Source organism: Streptomyces sp. NPDC046860 (assembly GCF_040645115.1).
Lineage (GTDB): Bacteria > Actinomycetota > Actinomycetes > Streptomycetales > Streptomycetaceae > Streptomyces.
In genome coordinates this window covers 120,846-139,685 of record NZ_JBEYXQ010000001.1, presented here as the reverse complement: position 1 = coordinate 139,685, position 18,840 = coordinate 120,846, and the positions used below count along the sequence as shown (strand labels likewise).

Annotated in this window: 15 protein-coding genes; 7 read left to right on the top strand and 8 right to left on the bottom strand. The window is 69.3% G+C overall.

The window, feature by feature from the left end:
* The first annotated feature begins 202 nt into the window (after positions 1 to 202).
* The gene (locus tag ABZ898_RS00650) at positions 203 to 2,323 is read left to right on the top strand and encodes an alpha/beta fold hydrolase (RefSeq protein ID WP_361651364.1); all 2,121 of its coding nucleotides are present in this window, start codon (positions 203 to 205) and stop codon (positions 2,321 to 2,323) included.
* Positions 2,324 to 2,463: 140 nt separating this feature from the next.
* Here the strand turns inward: ABZ898_RS00650 and ABZ898_RS00645 are convergent, their stop codons facing one another.
* The 5 genes from ABZ898_RS00645 to ABZ898_RS00625 are packed head-to-tail and all read right to left on the bottom strand — an operon-like array spanning position 2,464 to position 8,030.
* Positions 2,464 to 3,528 carry a dipeptide ABC transporter ATP-binding protein gene (locus ABZ898_RS00645; protein ID WP_361651363.1) on the bottom strand — a complete coding sequence of 355 codons (1,065 nt, stop codon included), beginning with the start codon at positions 3,526 to 3,528 and terminating at the stop codon, positions 2,464 to 2,466.
* Positions 3,521 to 4,507 (bottom strand): ABC transporter ATP-binding protein, encoded by a 987-nt coding sequence (locus ABZ898_RS00640; RefSeq protein WP_361651361.1) that lies wholly within the window; start codon positions 4,505 to 4,507, stop codon positions 3,521 to 3,523. Before ABZ898_RS00640 ends, ABZ898_RS00645 begins: the two co-directional genes overlap by 8 nt.
* Positions 4,504 to 5,487 carry an ABC transporter permease gene (locus ABZ898_RS00635; protein WP_361651359.1) on the bottom strand — a complete coding sequence of 328 codons (984 nt, stop codon included), beginning with the start codon at positions 5,485 to 5,487 and terminating at the stop codon, positions 4,504 to 4,506. Before ABZ898_RS00635 ends, ABZ898_RS00640 begins: the two co-directional genes overlap by 4 nt.
* A complete protein-coding gene (locus ABZ898_RS00630; protein ID WP_361651358.1) occupies positions 5,480 to 6,403 on the bottom strand; it encodes an ABC transporter permease in 924 nt (307 codons plus the stop codon). The genes ABZ898_RS00635 and ABZ898_RS00630 overlap by 8 nt, the downstream gene beginning before the upstream one ends.
* Positions 6,404 to 6,407: 4 nt before the next feature.
* Positions 6,408 to 8,030 (bottom strand): ABC transporter substrate-binding protein, encoded by a 1,623-nt coding sequence (locus ABZ898_RS00625; protein WP_361651356.1) that lies wholly within the window; start codon positions 8,028 to 8,030, stop codon positions 6,408 to 6,410.
* 471 nt (positions 8,031 to 8,501) lie between these two features.
* Between ABZ898_RS00625 and ABZ898_RS00620 the strand changes: the two genes are divergently transcribed.
* From ABZ898_RS00620 to ABZ898_RS00595, 6 genes are all read left to right on the top strand, one after another.
* Positions 8,502 to 9,533, top strand: a complete 1,032-nt coding sequence (locus ABZ898_RS00620) for an ABC transporter permease (RefSeq protein ID WP_361651354.1) — start codon at positions 8,502 to 8,504, stop codon at positions 9,531 to 9,533.
* Between the two features lie 84 nt (positions 9,534 to 9,617).
* The gene (locus tag ABZ898_RS00615) at positions 9,618 to 11,378 is read left to right on the top strand and encodes an ABC transporter substrate-binding protein (protein WP_361651352.1); all 1,761 of its coding nucleotides are present in this window, start codon (positions 9,618 to 9,620) and stop codon (positions 11,376 to 11,378) included.
* Positions 11,379 to 11,473: 95 nt separating this feature from the next.
* On the top strand, positions 11,474 to 12,454 hold the full coding sequence (locus ABZ898_RS00610; RefSeq protein WP_361651351.1) for an ABC transporter permease: 981 nt from the start codon (positions 11,474 to 11,476) through the stop codon (positions 12,452 to 12,454).
* A 47-nt stretch (positions 12,455 to 12,501) separates the two neighbouring features.
* Positions 12,502 to 13,539, top strand: coding sequence for an ABC transporter ATP-binding protein (locus ABZ898_RS00605; protein WP_361651349.1), 1,038 nt, complete (start codon positions 12,502 to 12,504; stop codon positions 13,537 to 13,539).
* 26 nt (positions 13,540 to 13,565) lie between these two features.
* Complete coding sequence (locus ABZ898_RS00600) at positions 13,566 to 14,609, top strand: dipeptide ABC transporter ATP-binding protein (RefSeq protein ID WP_361651347.1); 1,044 nt, start codon at positions 13,566 to 13,568, stop codon at positions 14,607 to 14,609.
* A gap of 205 nt (positions 14,610 to 14,814) precedes the next feature.
* Positions 14,815 to 15,555, top strand: coding sequence for a class I SAM-dependent methyltransferase (locus ABZ898_RS00595; protein WP_361651345.1), 741 nt, complete (start codon positions 14,815 to 14,817; stop codon positions 15,553 to 15,555).
* Between the two features lie 54 nt (positions 15,556 to 15,609).
* Here the strand turns inward: ABZ898_RS00595 and ABZ898_RS00590 are convergent, their stop codons facing one another.
* From ABZ898_RS00590 to ABZ898_RS00580, 3 genes are read right to left on the bottom strand one after another with little or no spacing between them, the layout of a single operon-like run.
* The gene (locus ABZ898_RS00590) at positions 15,610 to 16,734 is read right to left on the bottom strand and encodes an oligopeptide/dipeptide ABC transporter ATP-binding protein (protein WP_361651343.1); all 1,125 of its coding nucleotides are present in this window, start codon (positions 16,732 to 16,734) and stop codon (positions 15,610 to 15,612) included.
* A 20-nt stretch (positions 16,735 to 16,754) separates the two neighbouring features.
* A complete protein-coding gene (locus ABZ898_RS00585) occupies positions 16,755 to 17,813 on the bottom strand; it encodes an ABC transporter ATP-binding protein (RefSeq protein ID WP_361651341.1) in 1,059 nt (352 codons plus the stop codon).
* A 10-nt stretch (positions 17,814 to 17,823) separates the two neighbouring features.
* On the bottom strand, positions 17,824 to 18,804 hold the full coding sequence (locus ABZ898_RS00580) for an ABC transporter permease (RefSeq protein ID WP_361651339.1): 981 nt from the start codon (positions 18,802 to 18,804) through the stop codon (positions 17,824 to 17,826).
* Positions 18,805 to 18,840 lie beyond the last annotated feature (36 nt).

The following is an 18,840-nucleotide window of genomic DNA, read 5'->3' as shown; positions in this document are numbered from 1 at the left end:
CCAATGAATCCCAGGGACACGGGGGGTTCGGACTATGGGGGTTGTGACTCGGTCCAGCCCCGGCGGACCAGCCCGAGAGCCAAGTCCACGCGGACGCCACCAGGTTCATACCCACGCAGCGACAGTGATCATAACTATCCGTGCTCGCGCATCGCTCGGCGCACGGCCGCACAAGGGGGCGCATGGCCAATATGGTCGGGCCATGACGACCCAGACAGCCGACACCGGCTCCTTCCCCCGTCGACACGCCCGGACCCAGCGCTTCTCCCTCGGCGCGCCGCGCGCGTTCACCGTGGCCCCCGACGGCTCACGTGTCGCGTTCCTCCGCTCGGGCTCCGGGACGGATCGCGCCAACTCCCTGTGGCTCCTGGACACCGAGGACGGCACCGAGCGCCTCGCCGCCGACCCGCGCGCCCTGCTCGCGGGCGCCGACGAGGAGCTGTCGCCCGAGGAACGGGCCCGCCGCGAGCGCAGCCGCGAGGGCGGCGCGGGCATCGTCGGCTACGCCACCGACTCGGCGGTGGAACTGGCCTCTTTCGCCTTGTCAGGGCGGCTTTTCACCGCCGAGCTGCGCGCCGGCACCGCGCGCGAACTCTCCGTCCCCGGCCCGGTGATCGACCCCCGGCCCTCGCCCGACGGCAGGCACATCGCCTACGTCGCCGGAGGGGAGCTGCGGGTCATCGGCGCCGAGGGAGCCGGGGACCGGCCGCTCGCGGCCCCGGAGAACGACGAAGTGACGTACGGCCTGGCCGAGTTCATCGCCGCCGAGGAGATGGACCGCACCCGCGGCTTCTGGTGGTCCCCGCGGTCCGACCGGCTGCTGGTCGCGCGGGTGGACGACACGCCGGTGCGGCGCTGGTGGATCGCGGACACGTCACACCCGGACCGTGAGCCACACCACGTGCGCTACCCGGCGGCGGGCACCGCCAACGCGGAGGTGACGCTGTTCGTCATCGGCCTGGACGGAACCCGCACGGAGGTCCGCTGGGACCGCGAGCGTCACCCCTATCTGGCGCGAGTGCACTGGTCACAGGCAGGTGCCCCGCTGCTCCAGGTGCAGTCGCGCGACCAGCGCGCACAGGCGTACCTGGCCGTCGACCCGGACACCGGCGAGACCCGTACGGTGCACACGGACGAAGATCCAACTTGGCTGGAACTGTTCGCCGGGGTACCCGCCTGGACGCCCTCGGGAGAGCTGGTCCGCATGGCGGACGAAGACGGCGCGCGTGTCCTCAACGTGGGCGAACGCCCCCTGACAGGACCCCAGTTGCACATCCGGGCGGTGCTGGACGTGTCGGCCGCCGACATCCTCGTCTCGGCCTCCGCGGGCGAGGCGGCCCAGGACCCGGAAATCGGCGAGATCCATGTGTACCGGGTCGGCGAAAGCGTCGTGGAGCGGGTGTCGGCGGAGCCCGGCGTGCACTCGGCGGTGCGCTCGGGCGACGTGACGGTCCTGGTCTCCGCGACACCCGACAACCCGGGCACCCGTGTCCAGGTGCTGCGTGACGGAAAACCGGCTCTCGGTGTCCGCTCGTACGCGGAAAACCCCGGTATGTCCCCCAGGGTGACCCTGACCGAGGGGGGCGCACGACGAATTCCGTGCGCCGTGCTTATGCCTACGGACTACCCCGACGACACTCCCCTGCCCGTCCTGCTCGACCCCTACGGCGGCCCGCACGGCCAGCGGGTCGTCGCCGCCCACAACCCCCATCTGACCTCGCAGTGGTTCGCCGACCAGGGCTTCGCGGTGATCGTCGCGGACGGCCGCGGCACCCCCGGCCGCTCCCCCGGCTGGGAGAAGTCGGTCCACCAGGACTTCACGGCCACCCTCGACGACCAGATCGACGCCCTCCAGGACCTGGCGAAGCGGTACCCGCTGGACCTGTCCCGCGTGGCGATCCGGGGCTGGTCCTACGGCGGCTACCTCTCCGCGCTGGCCGTCCTGCGCCGACCGGACGTGTTCCACGCCGCCATCGTCGGCGCCCCCGTCACCGACTGGCGGCTGTACGACACCCACTACACCGAGCGCTACCTGGGCGACCCGGAGACGGACCCGGAGAGCTACGCCCGCAACTCCCTGATCACCGACGAGGGCCTGTCCGCGCCCGCCGGACCGCACCGGCCGATGATGATCATCCATGGCCTGGCCGACGACAACGTGGTCGCCGCCCACACCCTGCGGCTGTCCTCCGCCCTGCTGGCCGCGGGCCGCCCGCACGAGGTGCTGCCGCTGTCGGGCGTCACCCACATGACCCCGCAGGAACAGGTCGCGGAGAACCTGCTCCTGCTCCAGGTGGACTTCCTCCGGCGCTCCCTGGGGTGACGGCCCCGCACACGGGGCAAATCCACGTGAACCGCGTTAACACGCGGGCAACTTCACCGACGCCGCTCCGATATACGGACCCGCGAGTCTGAAGGACGTACGGCCGTGCGGGTGCCGTGAACGGGCCGGGATACGCCATGTCATCCCGGCCCGTTGCCGTGCCCCCCGTGCCCTTCCATGGCCCCCGGCACCACCCGCCGCTCCGCCGCGAACAGACACGCCGACGGATGCGCGGCCGGCCCCCCGGCCGCCCGGAACTCCTCGGGCACCGCCAGCTCCGGCACCTCCCTCGCACACCGCTCCCGCGCCTTCCAGCACCGGGTGCGGAACCGGCACCCGGAGGGAATCGCGGTCGGCGAGGGCACGTCACCGCTCAGGATGATCCGCTCCCGGTGCGCGCGCGCCTCCGGATCGGGCACCGGCACCGCCGACAGCAGCGCCTGGGTGTACGGATGCGTGGGGTGCTCGTAGATCTCCGCGTCCGTCCCGGTCTCCACGATCCGGCCCAGGTACATCACCGCGACCCGGTCCGAGATGTGCCGCACGATCGACAGGTCGTGCGCGATGAACACGTAGGACAGCCCGAACTCCGCCTGGAGCCGCTCCAGCAGGTTGATCACCTGCGCCTGCACGGAGACGTCCAGCGCGGACACCGGCTCGTCCGCGACGATCACCTCCGGGCGCAGCGCCAGCGCCCGCGCGATGCCGATCCGCTGCCGCTGGCCGCCGGAGAACTGGTGCGGATAGCGGTTCAGGAACTCCGGGTCGAGCCCCACCACCTCCAGCAACTCCTGGACCCGGCGCCGCCGTTCCCCCTTGGGCGCCGCCTCGGGATGGATCTCGAAGGGCTCCCCGACGATGTCCCCGACCGTCATCCGCGGATTGAGCGAGGTGTACGGGTCCTGGAACACCATCTGGATGTTCCGGCGCACCTCCTTCAGCCGGCGCCCGGACACCCCGGTGATGTCCTCGCCGCGGAACCGGATCTCCCCCTCGGTGGGCCGCTCCAGATGGCAGAGCAGCCGGGCCACCGTGGACTTGCCGCACCCCGACTCCCCCACGATGCCGAGGGTCTCGCCGCGGCCGAGCGTGAAGTCGACACCGTCGACCGCCTTCACCGCGCCGATCTGCCTGCGCAGCACGATCCCCCGGGTGAGCGGGTAGTGCTTCACCAGGCCGCGGGCCTCCAGGACGGGTTCAGCCATCGAGGCACTCCCTGAAGAAATGGCAGGCGCTCCGCCGGTCCGGTCCCGCCGGGTACAGCGGGGGCTCGTCCGTGCGGCACACGTCCCGCGCCATCGCGCAGCGCGGATGGAAGGCGCAGCCCGCCGGGACACGGGTCAGGCTCGGCGGCAGCCCCTTGATGGCGTACAGCTCGCGTCCCTTGTGGTCGAGGCGGGGGATGGAGTCGAGCAGACCGCGCGTGTAGGGGTGGGCCGGCGCCTTGTAGATGTCGTGCACGGGCGCCGACTCCACGATCCGGCCCGCGTACATCACCGCGATCCGGTCGGCGACGTCCGCGACGACGCCGAGGTCGTGGGTGATGAGGACGAGCCCCATGTCGTACTCCCGGCGCAGCTCGGCGAGGAGGTCCATCACCTGGGCCTGCACGGTGACGTCGAGCGCGGTGGTGGGTTCGTCTGCGATGACGAGCGCGGGTTCCAGCGCGATCGCCATGGCGATCATGATCCGCTGGCGCATGCCGCCGGAGAACTGGTGCGGATAGTCCCGCACCCGCTGGGCGGCGCCCGGGATGCGCACCCGGTCCATCAGCTCGACGGCTCGCTTCCGCGCGTCCTTGCGGGACATTCCCCGGTGCACGGTGAACATCTCGCCGAGCTGGTCGCCCACCGGGAGCACGGGGTTCAGGGCGGACAGCGCGTCCTGGAAGATCATCGCCATGCCGGCGCCCCTGATCCGCCGCCGCTCCTCCTCCTTCATCGTCAGCAGGTCGCGGCCCTGGAAGAGGATCTGCCCGCCGGTGATCCGGCCGGGCGGCATGTCGAGGATGCCCATCACGGCCTGCGCGGTGACCGACTTGCCCGACCCGGACTCCCCGAGCACGGCCAGCGTCTCCCCCGCGTCCACCTCGTAGGACACCCCGTTGACGGCCTTGGCGACACCGTCGCGGGTGCGGAACTCCACGTGCAGGTCGCGCACTTCGAGCAGCGGCACGTCTCTCACCTCAGCTTCGGGTCGAGGGCGTCACGCACCGCGTCGCCGAGCATGATGAAGGCCAGGACGGTGATGGCCAGCGCCCCGGAGGGCCACAGCAGGGCGTGCGGGGCGTTGCGGATGTAGGGCGAGGCCGCGGAGATGTCGATGCCCCAGGACACACTGGGCGGTTTCAGGCCGACGCCGAGGTAGGACAGGGTGGCCTCCAGCGAGATGTAGGTGCCGAGCGCGATGGTGGCCACGACGATGACGGGGGCGACGGCGTTGGGCGCGATGTGCCGCAGCAGCAGCCGGGCGGGCGAGGCGCCGAGCGCGCGGGCGGCCTGCACGTAGTCGTTCTGCCGGGCGGTGATGACGGAACCGCGCGCGATGCGGGAGATCTGCGGCCAGCCGAGCAGCACCATGAACCCGACGACCGGCCAGACGGTGTTGCTGGTGACCACCGACAGCAGCACCAGGCCGCCGAGGACCACCGGGATGGCGAAGAAGATGTCGGTGACCCGCGACAGCACCGCGTCCCAGGCGCCGCCGAAGAACCCGGCGAGCCCGCCGAGCACCGATCCGAACAGGGCCACCCCGAGCGTGGCGCACACACCCACGGTGACCGAGGTGCGCGCGCCGTACACCGTGCGGGTGTAGACGTCGCAGCCCTGGCCGTCGAAGCCGAAGGGGTGGCCGGGCGCGGAGCCGTCCTGCGCCTTGGCGAGGTCGCAGTCGAGGGGGTTGCCGGAGGTGATGGCCGAGGGCCAGATGGAGATGACGACCAGGAAGACGATGACCAGCGCCGAGAGCAGGAAGACCGGGTTGCGCCTGAGGTCCCGCCAGGCGTCGGACCACAGCGAGCGCGGCCTGCTGTCCGGCCCGCCGCCCGCCGGTCCGCCCGGCACCCGCTCCAGGGTGGCGGCCTCGCCGGCCGCGAGGTCCATCGCCCCGCCCGCGCCGGTCCCGGCGATCGCCCCCCGTGACTCGTAGGAAGACGGCTCAGGCATAGCGAATCCTCGGGTCGAGTACCGCGTAGAGCAGGTCCACCAGCAGGTTGGCGACCAGGAAGACCAGGACCAGCACGGTCACGAAACCGACCACGGTCTGCGTGTTCTGCCGCAGGATGCCCTGGTAGAGCTGGAAGCCGACGCCGTGGATGTTGAAGATCCGCTCGGTGACGATCGCGCCGCCCATCAGCGCGCCGACGTCGGTGCCGATGAAGGTGACGACGGGGATCAGCGAGGTCCGCAGCAGGTGCCGGACGATGACCCGGCGCCGGGGCAGCCCCTTGGCGACGGCGGTGCGGACGTAGTCCGAGCGCCGGTTCTCCGCGATGGAGGTGCGGGTCAGCCGGGTGACGTAGGCGAGCGAGACGGAGGCCAGCACCAGGCCGGGCACGATCAGCTCGTCGAACGGCGCCTCCGGGGAGACCGAGGGTTTGATCCAGCCCCACTCCACGCCGAGCAGCAGCTGGAGCACCAGGCCGGTGACGAAGGTCGGCACGGAGATCACCACGAGGGTGAGCAGCAGCACCCCGGTGTCGACGGGCCGGCCTCGGCTCAGCCCGGTGAGCACGCCGAGGCTGATGCCGACGACCAGCTCGAAGAGGACGGCCACGATGGTCAGCCGGAGGGTGACGGGGAAGGCGGCCGCCATCAGCTCGGTGACGGGCTGCCCGTTGAAGGCGGTGCCGAAGTCACCGGTGAAGACGTTGCCCATGTAGGTCGCGTACTGCTGCCAGAGCGGCCGGTCGAGGCCGAACTCGCTCTTGAGCTGGGCGGCGGTGGCCGCGTCGCACTGCCGCTCCCCGCACAGGCCCGCGATGGGGTCGCCCATCACGTTGACCATGAGGAAGATCAGCAGGGTGGCCCCGACGAACACCGGCACCATCTGGAGCAGTCGCCGGACGACGTAGCGCCCCATCGGCTCAGCTCACCTTGATCTCGTTGTACACCGGCACGCTGAACGGGTTGAGCTGGACGCCGGTGAGGCGCTGGGAGTAGCCCGCGTTGCCGTTCTGGTACCAGAGCGGGATGGCGGCCATGTTGTCCCGGACGACCTCCTCGGCCTGCTGGAAGGTGGAGACGGCCTTGGCCGGGTCGGTCTCGGCGTTGGCCCGGTCCACCAGCTCGTCGAACTCGGAGTTGGACCACTGGCCGTCGTTGGAGGAGGCGCCGGTGAAGTACAGCGGCTGGAGGAAGTTCTGGATCAGCGGGTAGTCCATCTGCCAGCCCGCCCGGAAGGGGCCGCTCATCTTGTGCTGCCCGAGCTGGTTGCGGAAGTCGGCGAAGGTGCCGACCGGGTTGCCGACACAGGCGTTGTCGTCGTCCAGGGCGTTGTTGATGGAGTTGCAGACCGCGTCGATCCACTCCCGGTGCGAGCCGGTGTCCGCGTTGTAGGTGATCTTCAGGGTGCCGCCGGGGATGCCCCCGCCCTGCCGGACCAGCTTCCTGGCCGTCGCCGGGTCGTAGGTGCAGGCCCGGCCGCACAGCCCGGCCTTGAATCCGCCGTCGACGCCGAGGACGGGTGAGGTCCAGTCGGTGGCGGGGGTGCGGGTGCGCTGGAAGATGGTCCGGGTGATCTGGTCCCGGTTGACGGCCATGGACAGCCCGGTGCGCACCTTCTCCATGCCGGGCTCGTTCCAGCGCTCGTCGTAGTACGGGAAGGCGAGGGTCTGGATGATGCCGGCCGGGGTGTTGATGTACCGCTCGCCCAGGTCGGTCTTCACGTTCTTCAGCTGGGCGGCCGGGATGTCGTCGGCGAGGTCCAGGTTGCCGGCCATCAGGTCGGTGTAGGCGGTGTTGCTGTCGGTGTAGACCTTGAGGATCACCCCGTCGTTGAGCGCCTTGTCGGCGCCGGGGTAGCGGTCCCACTTCGCCAGCGTCATCTGGGAGCCCTTGGTGTAGGACTCGATGGAGTACGGGCCGTTGCCGACCGGGTTCTTCAGCCAGGCGGCGTGGTCGGTGAAGAAGGCGCGGGGCAGCGGGGCGAAGGCGGCGTAGCCGAGGGTGTCGGGGAAGCCGGAGAACTTCTGGTTGAGGGTGACGGTGAAGGTGTGGTCGTCGACCACCTCCAGCCCGCTCAGGGTGTTCGCGCGCTGGCCGCCCATCTCCGGGTGGACCTGGTCGTAGCCCTCGATGTAGCCGAAGAAGTACGCGTTCTTCTGCCGGTTCTTCAGGCTCGCGCCGTAGTTCCAGGCGTCGGTGAAGGAGCGGGCGGTCACCTTCTCGCCGTTGGAGAAGGTCCAGCCGTCCTTGAGCTTCACGGTGTAGTGGCGGGAGTCGGTGGTCTCGATCGACTGGGCCAGCATGTTCTGGGCCTCGCCGGTCCTCGGGTCGTACCGCTTCAGACCCCGGAAGACCATGTCGAGCACCTTGCCGCCCTGCACCTCGTTGGTGTTGGCCGGCTCCAGCGGGTTCTGCGGGTCGCCCCAGGAGGAGGTGAGCATCCCGCCGTTCGCGGCGCCGCTCGCTCCGCCGCCGCAGCCGGTCGCGGCGAGCGCCACCGCGGCGGCGGCGACGAGCCATCGGGCGGGCGTGATTCCGCGCATGCTTGCCTCCTCGAAGATCACCTCACCGTTACCGGTCAATATCGGCCCGTACGGCACATCCCGCATGCCCGCCGCCCGATTGCCCCGCCTTCGGGGGAACAGGTCAGCCATATGCAGGCAGGCCGGGCGCGCCCTCGGCGATCTTGCCGACATGACGCAACGGATCGCCGCGCAACGTTGCCGAAACGTTGGATCACGACGCGCCGATGTACGCATTTCGACACCTCGCCGTCCGCATATCGAACCCATTGACCGATCTACCCGAATAGTCCGGAGTGAAGCACGGATTGATTACGGTCGCGCTACACGCGTAGCTACGGATGCGTCAAGCAGAAGTAAAGGAGGTAAAGAGAAAACCAAGTCGACCGAGAATTTATTGACCTTGAATGAATTGCGTTGAAAAAGTCCGGCGTAGCCCGTAGGGGAGCACCCTGCGGAGTCCTCAGACCCTCCCCCGGGCCAGGAGCACCGATGACCACCCCAACTCCATCCGCGGCTGCCCCGCTTGAGGTGACCGACGAGCCCGTCGAGAAGTCGGCCGCTTCCCCGGACGCGCCGAAGGGCGGCGAGAGCCGCTCCCCCGGACGGCTGGCGTGGAAGCGTTTCAAGCGTGACCGGACCGGCGTGATCTCCGCCTTCGTCGTCATCTTCTTCTTCGTGATCGCGATAGCCGCGCCCCTCATAGCGAAGCTGTACGGCAAGGACCCGTACACCACCTACGCGAGCGAGCGGCCCGAGCTGCTGGACGCGTTCTCCTACCCCGTCGGCCCCAACGGCGGCATGAGCTCCGAGTTCTGGTTCGGCATCGAGCCCCAGCTCGGACGCGACGTCTTCACCTTCCTGCTCTACGGCATCCGGACCTCGCTGGGCATCGCCACCGCCGCCACGCTCCTGACCACGGTGGTCGGCGTCGTCATCGGCGTCACCGCGGGCTACCTGGGCGGCAAGACCGACTACCTCGTCGGCCGGATCATCGACATCGTCCTGTCGTTCCCGTCCACGCTGTTCTTCATCGCGTTCATGCCGGTCGTCTACGGCATCTTCGTCGCGGCCGACGAGAACATCCCGACCTGGCTCGTGGCGATGTCGCTGATCATCGTCCTCTCCGCCTTCGGCTGGGCGTCCATCGCCCGCCTCCTGCGCGGTCAGGTGCTGGGCCTGCGCGAGCGGGAGTTCGTCGAGGCGGCCAAGGTCACCGGTGCCTCACCGCGGCGCATCGTGTTCAAGGAGCTGCTGCCCAACCTGTGGACGCCCATCCTCATCCAGTCCACGCTGATGCTCCCGGCCTACGTGACCGCCGAGGCCGGACTGGCCTTCCTCGGCGTCGGCATCACCGACCCGACCCCGGACTGGGGCGTGATGATCGGCCGCGGCGCCACCTTCTACTCGCAGGACATCACCTTCATGCTCTTCCCGGGCATCGCCATGGTGATCTTCGTCCTCGCCTTCAACTTGCTCGGTGACTCCGTGCGTGACGCCCTCGACCCGAAGTCGAAGCGGTAGCAGACCCGTTCCACCCGGCCCAGTCCTCCATGACGTCCGGCTGATTCCGATCGTCCGAATCTGACACTCACAGGCAGGCTCAGCATGGCTTTTTCCCGTAGGAACTTCCTGATCGCCACCGGTGTGGCCGCCGCCTCCACCAGTGTGCTGACCGCCTGCGGCAGCAGCGACAGCAAGGGCTCCGGCCCCCAGGTCCCGTCCGTGAGCAAGGGCAAGACCATGAACATCCCGGTCGGCACCAAGGCCGACTCCACGGGGCCTGCCCCCGAGGTGCCGGGCGCGGTCAAGGGCGGGACGATCTACTCGCTCGACCAGTTCGACATGGACCACATGGACCCGGCCCAGATCTACGTCTCGACCGAGGCCGCCATCACGGTCCCGATCATGCGCGGTCTGACCGGCTACCGCCTCGACGACAAGGGCGGCTGCGTCCTGGTCGGTGACGCGGCCACCGACGCCGGCACCATGAAGGACGGCGGCCGCACCTGGTCCTTCACGCTCAAGGACGGCATCAAGTGGGAGGACGGTTCCGACCTCTCCATGGACGACGTCCGCCACACCTTCGAGCGCCTCTTCGCCTCCTTCGTCACCGAGGGCCCGCGCTACGTCCAGCAGTGGCTGGTCGGCGGCGACAAGTACAAGGGCCCCTTCGAGGGCGGCAAGAAGCTCGACTCGGTCGAGATCTCCGGCAAGACGGTCACCTTCCGCCTCACCGAGCCGCGCGCCGACTTCAACTACACGCTGGCCATGCGCGGTTACGCCCTGGTGTCGAAGAAGAAGGACACCAAGGAGAAGTACGACAAGCGCCCGTTCTCCTGCGGCCCGTACCGCATCGAGAGCCGCAGCATCGGCAAGTCGATGACCTACGTGCGCAACGAGCACTGGGACCCGAAGACGGACTCGATCCGCAACAACTACCCGGACAAGTACGTCTTCCAGTACGGCTTCCAGCCGGTCTCCTCGACCGACCGCTTCATCTCGGACCGCGGCAACGACCAGTACGCGATGTCGATCTTCAACGAGGTCGCCGCCGAGCGCGTCGCCCAGGTGCTGACCGACCCCAAGATCAAGAAGCGCGTCCTCACCGCGGTCGACACGGTCACCTACTACTGGCCGATCAACACCACCCGCATCAAGGACGTCAAGGTCCGCCAGGCCATCAACTGGGCGTGGCCGCACCAGCAGCTCCAGACCATCCGCGGCGGCCGCGCCTCGACCGAGATCGCCACCACGATCCTCAGCCCGGTCACCCCCGGCTACCAGGACTTCGACCTCTACGGCGTGGAGAAGAAGCCCGGCGGCGACCCGGCCAAGGCCAAGGCGCTGCTGAAGGAGGCCGGCAAGGTCGGCCAGAAGCTGGTCATCGCGCACCAGCAGTCGGACAACGCGGTGAAGCAGGCCGTCGCCATCAAGAACGCCCTTGAGGCCGCCGGCTTCGTGGTCGTCAACAAGCAGATCGACAAGTCGACCTTCTACACGCAGATCGGCAAGATCGACAACGGCTACGACCTCTTCGCGGCCGGCTGGAGCCCGGACTGGCCGAACGGCTACTCCGTGTTCTACCCCTGCTGGAGCGGCAAGAACATCGGTGACGGCCGCAGCAACTACGCCCAGCTCAACGACCCGAGCGTCAACAAGGCGATCGACGCCGCGTCCAAGATCGCGGACGTCGAGGCGGCCAACAAGGCGTGGGGCGCCGTCGACCGCCAGATCATGGAGCTGGCCGCCGTCGTGCCGGACTACCACTCCATCCGCAACTGGATGTTCGGCTCCAAGGTCGGCAACGTGATCTACGACTCGGGCAACACCTGCGTCGCGCTCTGCAAGCTGTACGCCAAGAAGTAAGCGCGCACGACCCACCGGGGGCGGCCACGACCGGGCCGCCCCCTCATGGCCCCCCTCACCCCGGCGACGGCGCCCCGTCCGGAAAGTCACGCCCCATGCTCCGCTTCCTCGTCCGCCGAGTCTTCGGCGCGCTGGCGATTCTGTTGATCATCAGCGCCGTCACCTTCTGGCTCTTCTACGCCATCCCGCGTGACCCCGCCATGATGTCGTGCGGCAAGAACTGCACGCCTCAGATGCTCGCGCAGGTGCGGCACAACCTGGGCATCGACCACCCGGTCCCGGTGCAGTACTGGTACTGGATCAAGGGCATCTTCGTCGGCCGCAGCTACGGCGACTTCGGCGACTGCAGCGCCCCGTGCCTCGGGTACTCCTTCGCCAACCGCGAGCCCGTGCTCGGCACGATCATGGACCGGCTGCCGCTGACGCTCTCGCTGGCCTTCGGCTCGGCCGTCGTCTTCCTGATCTTCGGCATCGGCGCCGGCATGATCGCCGCGGTGAAGCAGGGCAAGTGGCAGGACAAGCTGGCCAGCTCGGCCTCGCTGGTCGCCTCCTCGCTCCAGATCTACTTCGTCGGCTACATCGCGATGTACTTCCTCGTCGCCAAGCTCGACGTCCTGGACAACCCGTCCTACACGCCGATCACCGAGAACCCGGCCGCCTGGGCCTCCGGCCTGCTGCTGCCGTGGCTGGTGCTCGCGCTGATCTGGACCGCCAACTACACCCGTATGACGCGCTCCCAGCTCGTGGAGACGCTCAGCGAGGACTACGTCCGCACCGCCCGCGCCAAGGGCCTCTCCGGCCGCAACGTGTTCTTCCGGTTCGCCTGGCGCGGCGCGATGGGCCCGATCGTCACCATCTTCGGCATCGACCTGGCCACCCTCATCGGCGGCGCGATGATCACCGAGTACACCTTCAGCCTCCAGGGCGTGGGCCGGCTCGCGGTGGACTCGGTGGAGAAGAGCGACCTGCCCATGCTCATGGGCGTCACCCTGCTGTCGGCCGGCGCGATCGTCGTCTTCAACATCATCGTCGACGCGGTCTACGGCATGATCGACCCGCGCATCCGGCTCGCCTGACCTCCGTCCGTCCCCCTACCCCTCGCATCACCCCCAGGAGCGTCCCCGTGACGAGCACCCATCAGCAGCCGTTCCTCTCCGTCAAGGACCTCAAGGTCCACTTCTCCACCGAGGACGGCATGGTCAAGGCCGTCGACGGACTCACCTTCGACCTGGCCAAGGGCCAGACGCTCGGCATCGTGGGCGAGTCCGGTTCCGGCAAGTCCGTCACCAACCTGACGATCCTGGGCCTGCACGACCGCGACCACACCACGATCGAGGGCCAGATCCTGCTGGACGGCGAGGAGCTGCTCGGCGCCCCGGAGCGGAAGCTGGAGAAGCTCCGCGGCAACAAGATGGCGATGATCTTCCAGGACGCCCTGGCCTCGCTGTCGCCGTACCACACCATCGGCACCCAGATCGGCGAGGTGTACCGCAAGCACACCGGTGCCTCGAAGAAGGCCGCGCGGGAGCGGGCGATCGAGATGCTGCGCCGGGTCGGCATCCCGCAGCCCGACCGCCGGGTGGACAACTACCCGCACGAGTTCTCCGGCGGCATGCGCCAGCGCGCGATGATCGCCATGGCCCTGGTCTGCGACCCGAAGCTGCTGATCGCGGACGAGCCGACCACCGCGCTGGACGTCACCGTGCAGGCCCAGATCATGGACCTGCTCAAGGACCTCCAGCAGGAGTTCGGCACCTCGATCATCTTCATCACCCACGACCTGGGCGTCATCGCGGACGTCGCCGACGACGTGCTGGTGATGTACGGCGGCCGCTGCGTGGAGCGCGGCCCCAAGGAGGAGGTGCTGCGCACCCCGCAGCACCCCTACACCTGGGGCCTGCTCGGCTCCATGCCGAGCCTGGACGGCCCGGTCGACGTGCCGCTCAACCCGATCCCCGGCTCCCCGCCCTCGCTGCTGAACCCGCCCACCGGCTGCCGCTTCCACCCCCGCTGCGCCTTCGCGGAGAAGGTGGAGGGCAACCGGTGCGCCACCGAGCGCCCGCCGCTCCAGATCGAGGACGGCCGCGGCAACGCCTGCCACCTTTCCGACGGCCAGCGCCGTGAGTTCCTCGCCGGCCTTGCCGCCAGCAAGGCCATCTGACGTACACGAGACGGGATTTCACCACCATGAGCGACTCCACCCCCCTCCTGGACGTCTCCGGGCTGACCAAGCACTTCCCGATCAAGGGAGGCTTCCCGATCCGCCGTACCGTCGGCGCGGTCCAGGCCGTGGACGGACTGGACTTCCAGGTGGCCGAGGGCGAGAGCCTGGGCCTGGTCGGCGAGTCGGGCTGCGGCAAGTCCACCACCGGGCGGCTGATCACCCGGCTGATGGAGCCGACCGCGGGCCGGATCGCGTACCGCGGCAAGGACATCACGCACGCCGGGCGCAGGGAACTCGCCCCGATCCGGTCCGAGATCCAGATGATCTTCCAGGACCCGTACGCCTCGCTGAACCCGCGGCACACGGTCGGCAAGATCATCTCCGGGCCGATGGAGATCAACGGCATCGAGCCGCCCGGCGGCCGCGAGAAGCGGGTGCGGGAGCTGCTGGAGATCGTGGGTCTCAACCCCGAGCACTTCAACCGCTTCCCGCACGAGTTCTCCGGCGGCCAGCGCCAGCGCATCGGCGTCGCCCGCGCGCTCGCCCTGAACCCGAAGCTGATCGTGGCCGACGAGCCGGTCTCCGCACTCGACGTCTCCATCCAGGCCCAGGTCGTCAACCTGCTCCAGAAGGTGCAGCGCGAACTCGGCATCGCCTTCGTGTTCATCGCGCACGACCTGGCGATCGTCCGGCACTTCTCGCAGCGCGTCGCGGTGATGTACCTCGGCAAGATCGTGGAGATCGGCGACCGCGACGACCTCTACGAGAACCCGCGCCACCCCTACACCCGCGCGCTGCTCTCCGCCGTGCCCGAGGCCACCGTCGACGAGACTCCGCGCGAGCGCATCCGTCTGGTCGGGGACGTGCCCTCCCCCATCGACCCGCCCTCCGGCTGCCGCTTCCGCACCCGCTGCTGGAAGGCGACGGAGAAGTGCGCGGCCGAGGCCCCGCCGCTCGTGGAGGCCGAGGGCAACAAGCCCGGCCACCTCACGGCTTGCCACTACCCGGAGTCACAGGAGATCATTCCGGTCGCCAGTCTCTCCAAGACCCCCCAGGAAGCGGTCTGACACACCCCTTTCGTCGACCGCCGCCTGCGGAACGGACTTTCACCGGCCCATTGACCCGAGCCCCGAATGTCCTGTTCCAGGGGACCGAAGGCCCGCGTCCACCCCGACGCGGGCCTTCCGCCTTTCCCCGGTGGACCCGCGCCAGGTGGCCGGAATCGTTCGCCGGCCCGCACGCGCTCCGCGGTGCCCGTGTGAGACTGCCCCGGTGGCAGCGCACCCCTTCAACGACCTGTCGCTCGCGGCGCACTACGACGCCCTCAACCCGTGGGGCCCGGGCGACGACTTCCACCTCGGCCTGATCCGGACGGCGCGCTCCGTGCTCGACATCGGCTGCGGCACCGGGCAGTTGCTGCGCCGGGCCCGCGCCGAGGGGCATCCGGGACGGCTGACCGGGCTCGACCCGGCCGCGGCCATGCTGGTCCAGGCCCGGCGGGGCACCCCGGACATCGAGTGGGTGCTCGGGGACACCCGCAGCGGGCGGTGGAAGCGGGAGTTCGCGCTCGCGGTGATGACCGGGCACGCCTTCCAGCAGCTGGTCCGCGACGAGGACATCCGGCAGTGCCTGGACGCCGTACGGGAAGCCCTGACCGAGGACGGGCGCTTCGTCTTCGAGACCCGCAACCCCGAGGCCCGCGCCTGGGAGCGCTGGACCCCGGACCGGGTGCACACGATCACCGGCCCCGACGGCACGGAGATCCGGGTCAGCCACGAGGTGACGCACGGACCGGCGAACGGCGTCGTCGGCTTCACGGAGACCTACGCGTGCGACACCTGGCCGGCCCCGGCCGTCGGCCGCAACGCCCTGCGCTTCCTCACCACCGCCGAACTGGACCGCTTCCTCGCCGACGCCGGCCTGCACGTCCTCGCCCGCCACGGGGACTGGGACCGAAGTCCGCTCACCCCCGCGTCCCCGGAGATCATCACCGTGGCCGTGGCGGCTTCCTAGGGCTTTTCTTCCGGATCTTGCCGACCCGAGCCGGCCTGATCCGGAAGAGAGGCCCTACTCCTTGGCCACGTCCTCCTCCAGCGCCACCAGCGCCGGGTCCAGGACGATGTCCTCGTCGCGGGCCTCGGTCGTCGGCTCCTCCGGGAAGTGGCAGGCGGTCAGGTGACCGGCGCGGTTGCCGTCGAGCCGGACCAGCGGCGGTTCCTCCGTCGCGCACTTGTCCTGCGCCTTCCAGCACCGGGTGCGGAAGCGGCAGCCCGAGGGCGGGTCGATCGGGGACGGCACGTCACCGGCGAGGCGGATGCGCTCGCGCGGCGGCGCGTCCTCGCCCGCCACGCTCACCTCGGGCACGGCGGAGAGCAGGGCGTGGGTGTACGGGTGGCGAGGGCGGTTGTAGATGGAGTCGCGGTCACCCACCTCGATGATCTTGCCCAGGTACATCACCGCCACCCGCTGCGAGAAGTGCCGGACGATGGCGAGGTCGTGCGCGATGAACAGGAACGCGATGCCCAGCTCACGCTGCACCTTCTGGAGCAGGTTCACCACCTGCGCCTGGATGGAGACGTCCAGCGCGGAGACCGGCTCGTCGGCCACGATCAGCTTGGGCTCCAGCGCGAGCGCCCGCGCCACACCGATGCGCTGGCGCTGGCCGCCGGAGAACTCGTGCGGGAAGCGGTTGAAGTGCTCCGGGTTGAGACCCACGATCTCCAGCAGCTCCCGCACCCGCTTCTCGCGGCCGCCGGACGGCTCGATGCCGTTGATCTCCATCGGCCCGGAGATGATCCTGCCGACCGTCTGGCGCGGGTTGAGGGAGGAGTAGGGGTCCTGGAAGATCATCTGGATCTCGGACCGGATCGGCGCCAGCTCCCGCCGCGAGGCATGGCTGATGTCCTTGCCCCGGTAGGAGATCGTGCCCGCGGTCGGCTCCATCAGCCGGGTGATCAGCCGGCCCGTGGTGGACTTGCCGCAGCCCGACTCACCCACCAGCCCGAAGCTCTCCCCCACCCCCACCGACAGGTCGACACCGTCCACCGCCTGGACCGCGCCGACGGTACGCCGGATCGGGAAACCCCCCTTGACCGGGAAGTGCTTGGTCAGACCGGAGACCTCCAGCAGCGGTTCGCCGCCCGCCTCGGCACCCTCGCCCCGCGGAGTGGGCACGAGCAGGTCCTTTGTCATGACGGTTCCTCCTTCACGCCCTAGCCCAGCCGGGGCTTGATCTCGTCCACGAAGATGTCCCGCTTCTGCGCCGGGGTCAGATGACACGCCGACTCCCGCGCCCCGAGCAGCGGACGCTCGGTGACGCACCGGTCGCCCTCGACCCGGTCCCGGAAGGGACAGCGGGGATGGAAGCGGCAGCCCGAGGGCGGGCTGAGCAGGGAGGGCGGGGCACCCGGAATGGGGGTGAGCGCGATGGACGGGTCGGAGTCCAGCCGCGGCATCGAGTTCAGCAGACCCCAGGTGTAGGGGTGTTCGGGCGCGTGCAGCACGGCATCGACCGAACCGCGCTCCACCGCGCTGCCCGCGTACATCACCATGATGTCGTCGGCCATGTCCGCGATCACCCCCAGGTCGTGGGTGATGAAGATGATGCCCGAACCGAACTCCTGCTGCAGGTCCTTGAGCAGGTCGAGGATCTGCGCCTGGACCGTCACGTCCAGCGCGGTGGTCGGCTCGTCCGCGATCAGCAGGTCCGGGTCGCAGATCAGCGCCATGGCGATCATCGCGCGCTGGCGCATACCGCCGGAGAACTGGTGCGGGTAATCGGCCGCCCGCGCCTTGGGGTTGGGGATGCCGACCTTGCCCAGCATCTCCACCGCACGGCTCCACGCCTCCCGCTTGGAGGCGCCGGTGTGCTTCATGTACGGCTCGGCGATCTGCCGGCCGACCGTGTAATAGGGGGAGAGCGCGGTCAGCGGGTCCTGGAAGATCATGGCGACCTTGTTGCCGCGCAGCTTCTCCAGCTCCGATTCCCGTGCGGTCGTCAACTCCCGGCCGTCCAGCAGGATCTCGCCCTCGACGGTGGTGAACATCGGGTTGTGCAGGCCGAGCACGGTCAGGTTGGTCACCGACTTCCCGGAACCCGACTCGCCCACGATGCCGAGCGTCCTGCCGCGTTCCAGGTCGAAGGAGAGCCCGTCGACCGCCCGTACGATGCCGTCCTCGGTCTTGAAGCTGACGTGCAGATCACGCACGGACAGCAGCGGACCGGCGCCCGCCGGGGCCGGACCGCCGGCCTCCTTGGTCAAAGTGGTCACGACAGTGCTCCTAGGACAGCCGCACGCGCGGGTCGATGAAGGCGTACGCGGCGTCGACGACGATGTTGAAGAGCAGGATCATGGCGGCGGCGAACAGCATCACGCCGAGCAGCAGCGGCAGATCGCTGAAGTAGACGGACTGCACGGAAAGTTGGCCGAGCCCCGGCAGACCGAAGGTCCACTCGGTGATGATGGCGCCGCCGAGCAGGGAGCCCAGGTCGATGCCGAAGATGGTGACGATCGGGATCAGCGAACCGCGCCAGGCGTACCGGAAGAAGACGTACCGCCGGGACATGCCCTTGGCGCGGGCGGTGCGGACGTGGTCCTCCTGGAGCTGCTCGATCATCGAGGAGCGCGCCATACGGGTGTACTGCGCCGCGAAGATGGTGGAGAGGATCACCCAGGGGATGATCAGCCCCGAGAACCAGGTGACGGGGTTCGCGGTGAAGTCGTTGTAGCCGGGCTTCTCGAACCAGTGGGTCTGGTAGACGAGGAGCGCCAGGGCCAGCGGGCCGAGGAAGTAGATCTGCATACCGCTGATGACCATCGCGCCGGCCGTCGCCACCTTGTCGACCATGGTGCCGCGCCGCCAGGCGGCCACCAGACCGGCCCCGATGCCGATGGCGAGGAAGATCACCGCACTGCCGATGGTCAGCGAGACCGTGGTGGGCAGCCGGTCGATCAGCGTGCCCCAGACCTGCTCGTTGGTGTGGTACGAGTAGCCGAAGCAGGGTGCCGGGCACGGCCCCTGGGCGAAGCTGTCACTGCCCACGGCGATGTTGTGCAGGAAGATCATGTACTGCTCGGGGATGGACTTGTCGAGGCCGAGCACATGGTGGATGTTCTCGATGGCCTCCGGGTTGCAGGTCTTGCCGCACATCAGCAGCGCCGGGTCGCGCGGCACCCCGAAGAACAGGATGAACGTGACGATGCTGAGCAGGAAGAGGATGACGACGGCACCGAGGGTCCGGCGGACGAGGAAGCGCAGCATGACAGGGGCAGCTCTCTGACGTCGGCGGTCCGGGGC

Bases quoted from the DNA above. Each gene is read 5' to 3' on its own strand.
- ABZ898_RS00625 (WP_361651356.1), bottom strand. From the start codon at position 8,030: ATGCGCGGAATCACGCCCGCCCGATGGCTCGTCGCCGCCGCCGCGGTG.
- ABZ898_RS00630 (WP_361651358.1), bottom strand. From the start codon at position 6,403: ATGGGGCGCTACGTCGTCCGGCGACTGCTCCAGATGGTGCCGGTGTTC.
- ABZ898_RS00610 (WP_361651351.1), top strand. From the start codon at position 11,474: ATGCTCCGCTTCCTCGTCCGCCGAGTCTTCGGCGCGCTGGCGATTCTG.
- ABZ898_RS00650 (WP_361651364.1), top strand. From the start codon at position 203: ATGACGACCCAGACAGCCGACACCGGCTCCTTCCCCCGTCGACACGCC.
- ABZ898_RS00635 (WP_361651359.1), bottom strand. From the start codon at position 5,487: ATGCCTGAGCCGTCTTCCTACGAGTCACGGGGGGCGATCGCCGGGACC.
- ABZ898_RS00580 (WP_361651339.1), bottom strand. From the start codon at position 18,804: ATGCTGCGCTTCCTCGTCCGCCGGACCCTCGGTGCCGTCGTCATCCTC.
- ABZ898_RS00645 (WP_361651363.1), bottom strand. From the start codon at position 3,528: ATGGCTGAACCCGTCCTGGAGGCCCGCGGCCTGGTGAAGCACTACCCG.
- ABZ898_RS00600 (WP_361651347.1), top strand. From the start codon at position 13,566: ATGAGCGACTCCACCCCCCTCCTGGACGTCTCCGGGCTGACCAAGCAC.
- ABZ898_RS00620 (WP_361651354.1), top strand. From the start codon at position 8,502: ATGACCACCCCAACTCCATCCGCGGCTGCCCCGCTTGAGGTGACCGAC.
- ABZ898_RS00590 (WP_361651343.1), bottom strand. From the start codon at position 16,734: ATGACAAAGGACCTGCTCGTGCCCACTCCGCGGGGCGAGGGTGCCGAG.
- ABZ898_RS00615 (WP_361651352.1), top strand. From the start codon at position 9,618: ATGGCTTTTTCCCGTAGGAACTTCCTGATCGCCACCGGTGTGGCCGCC.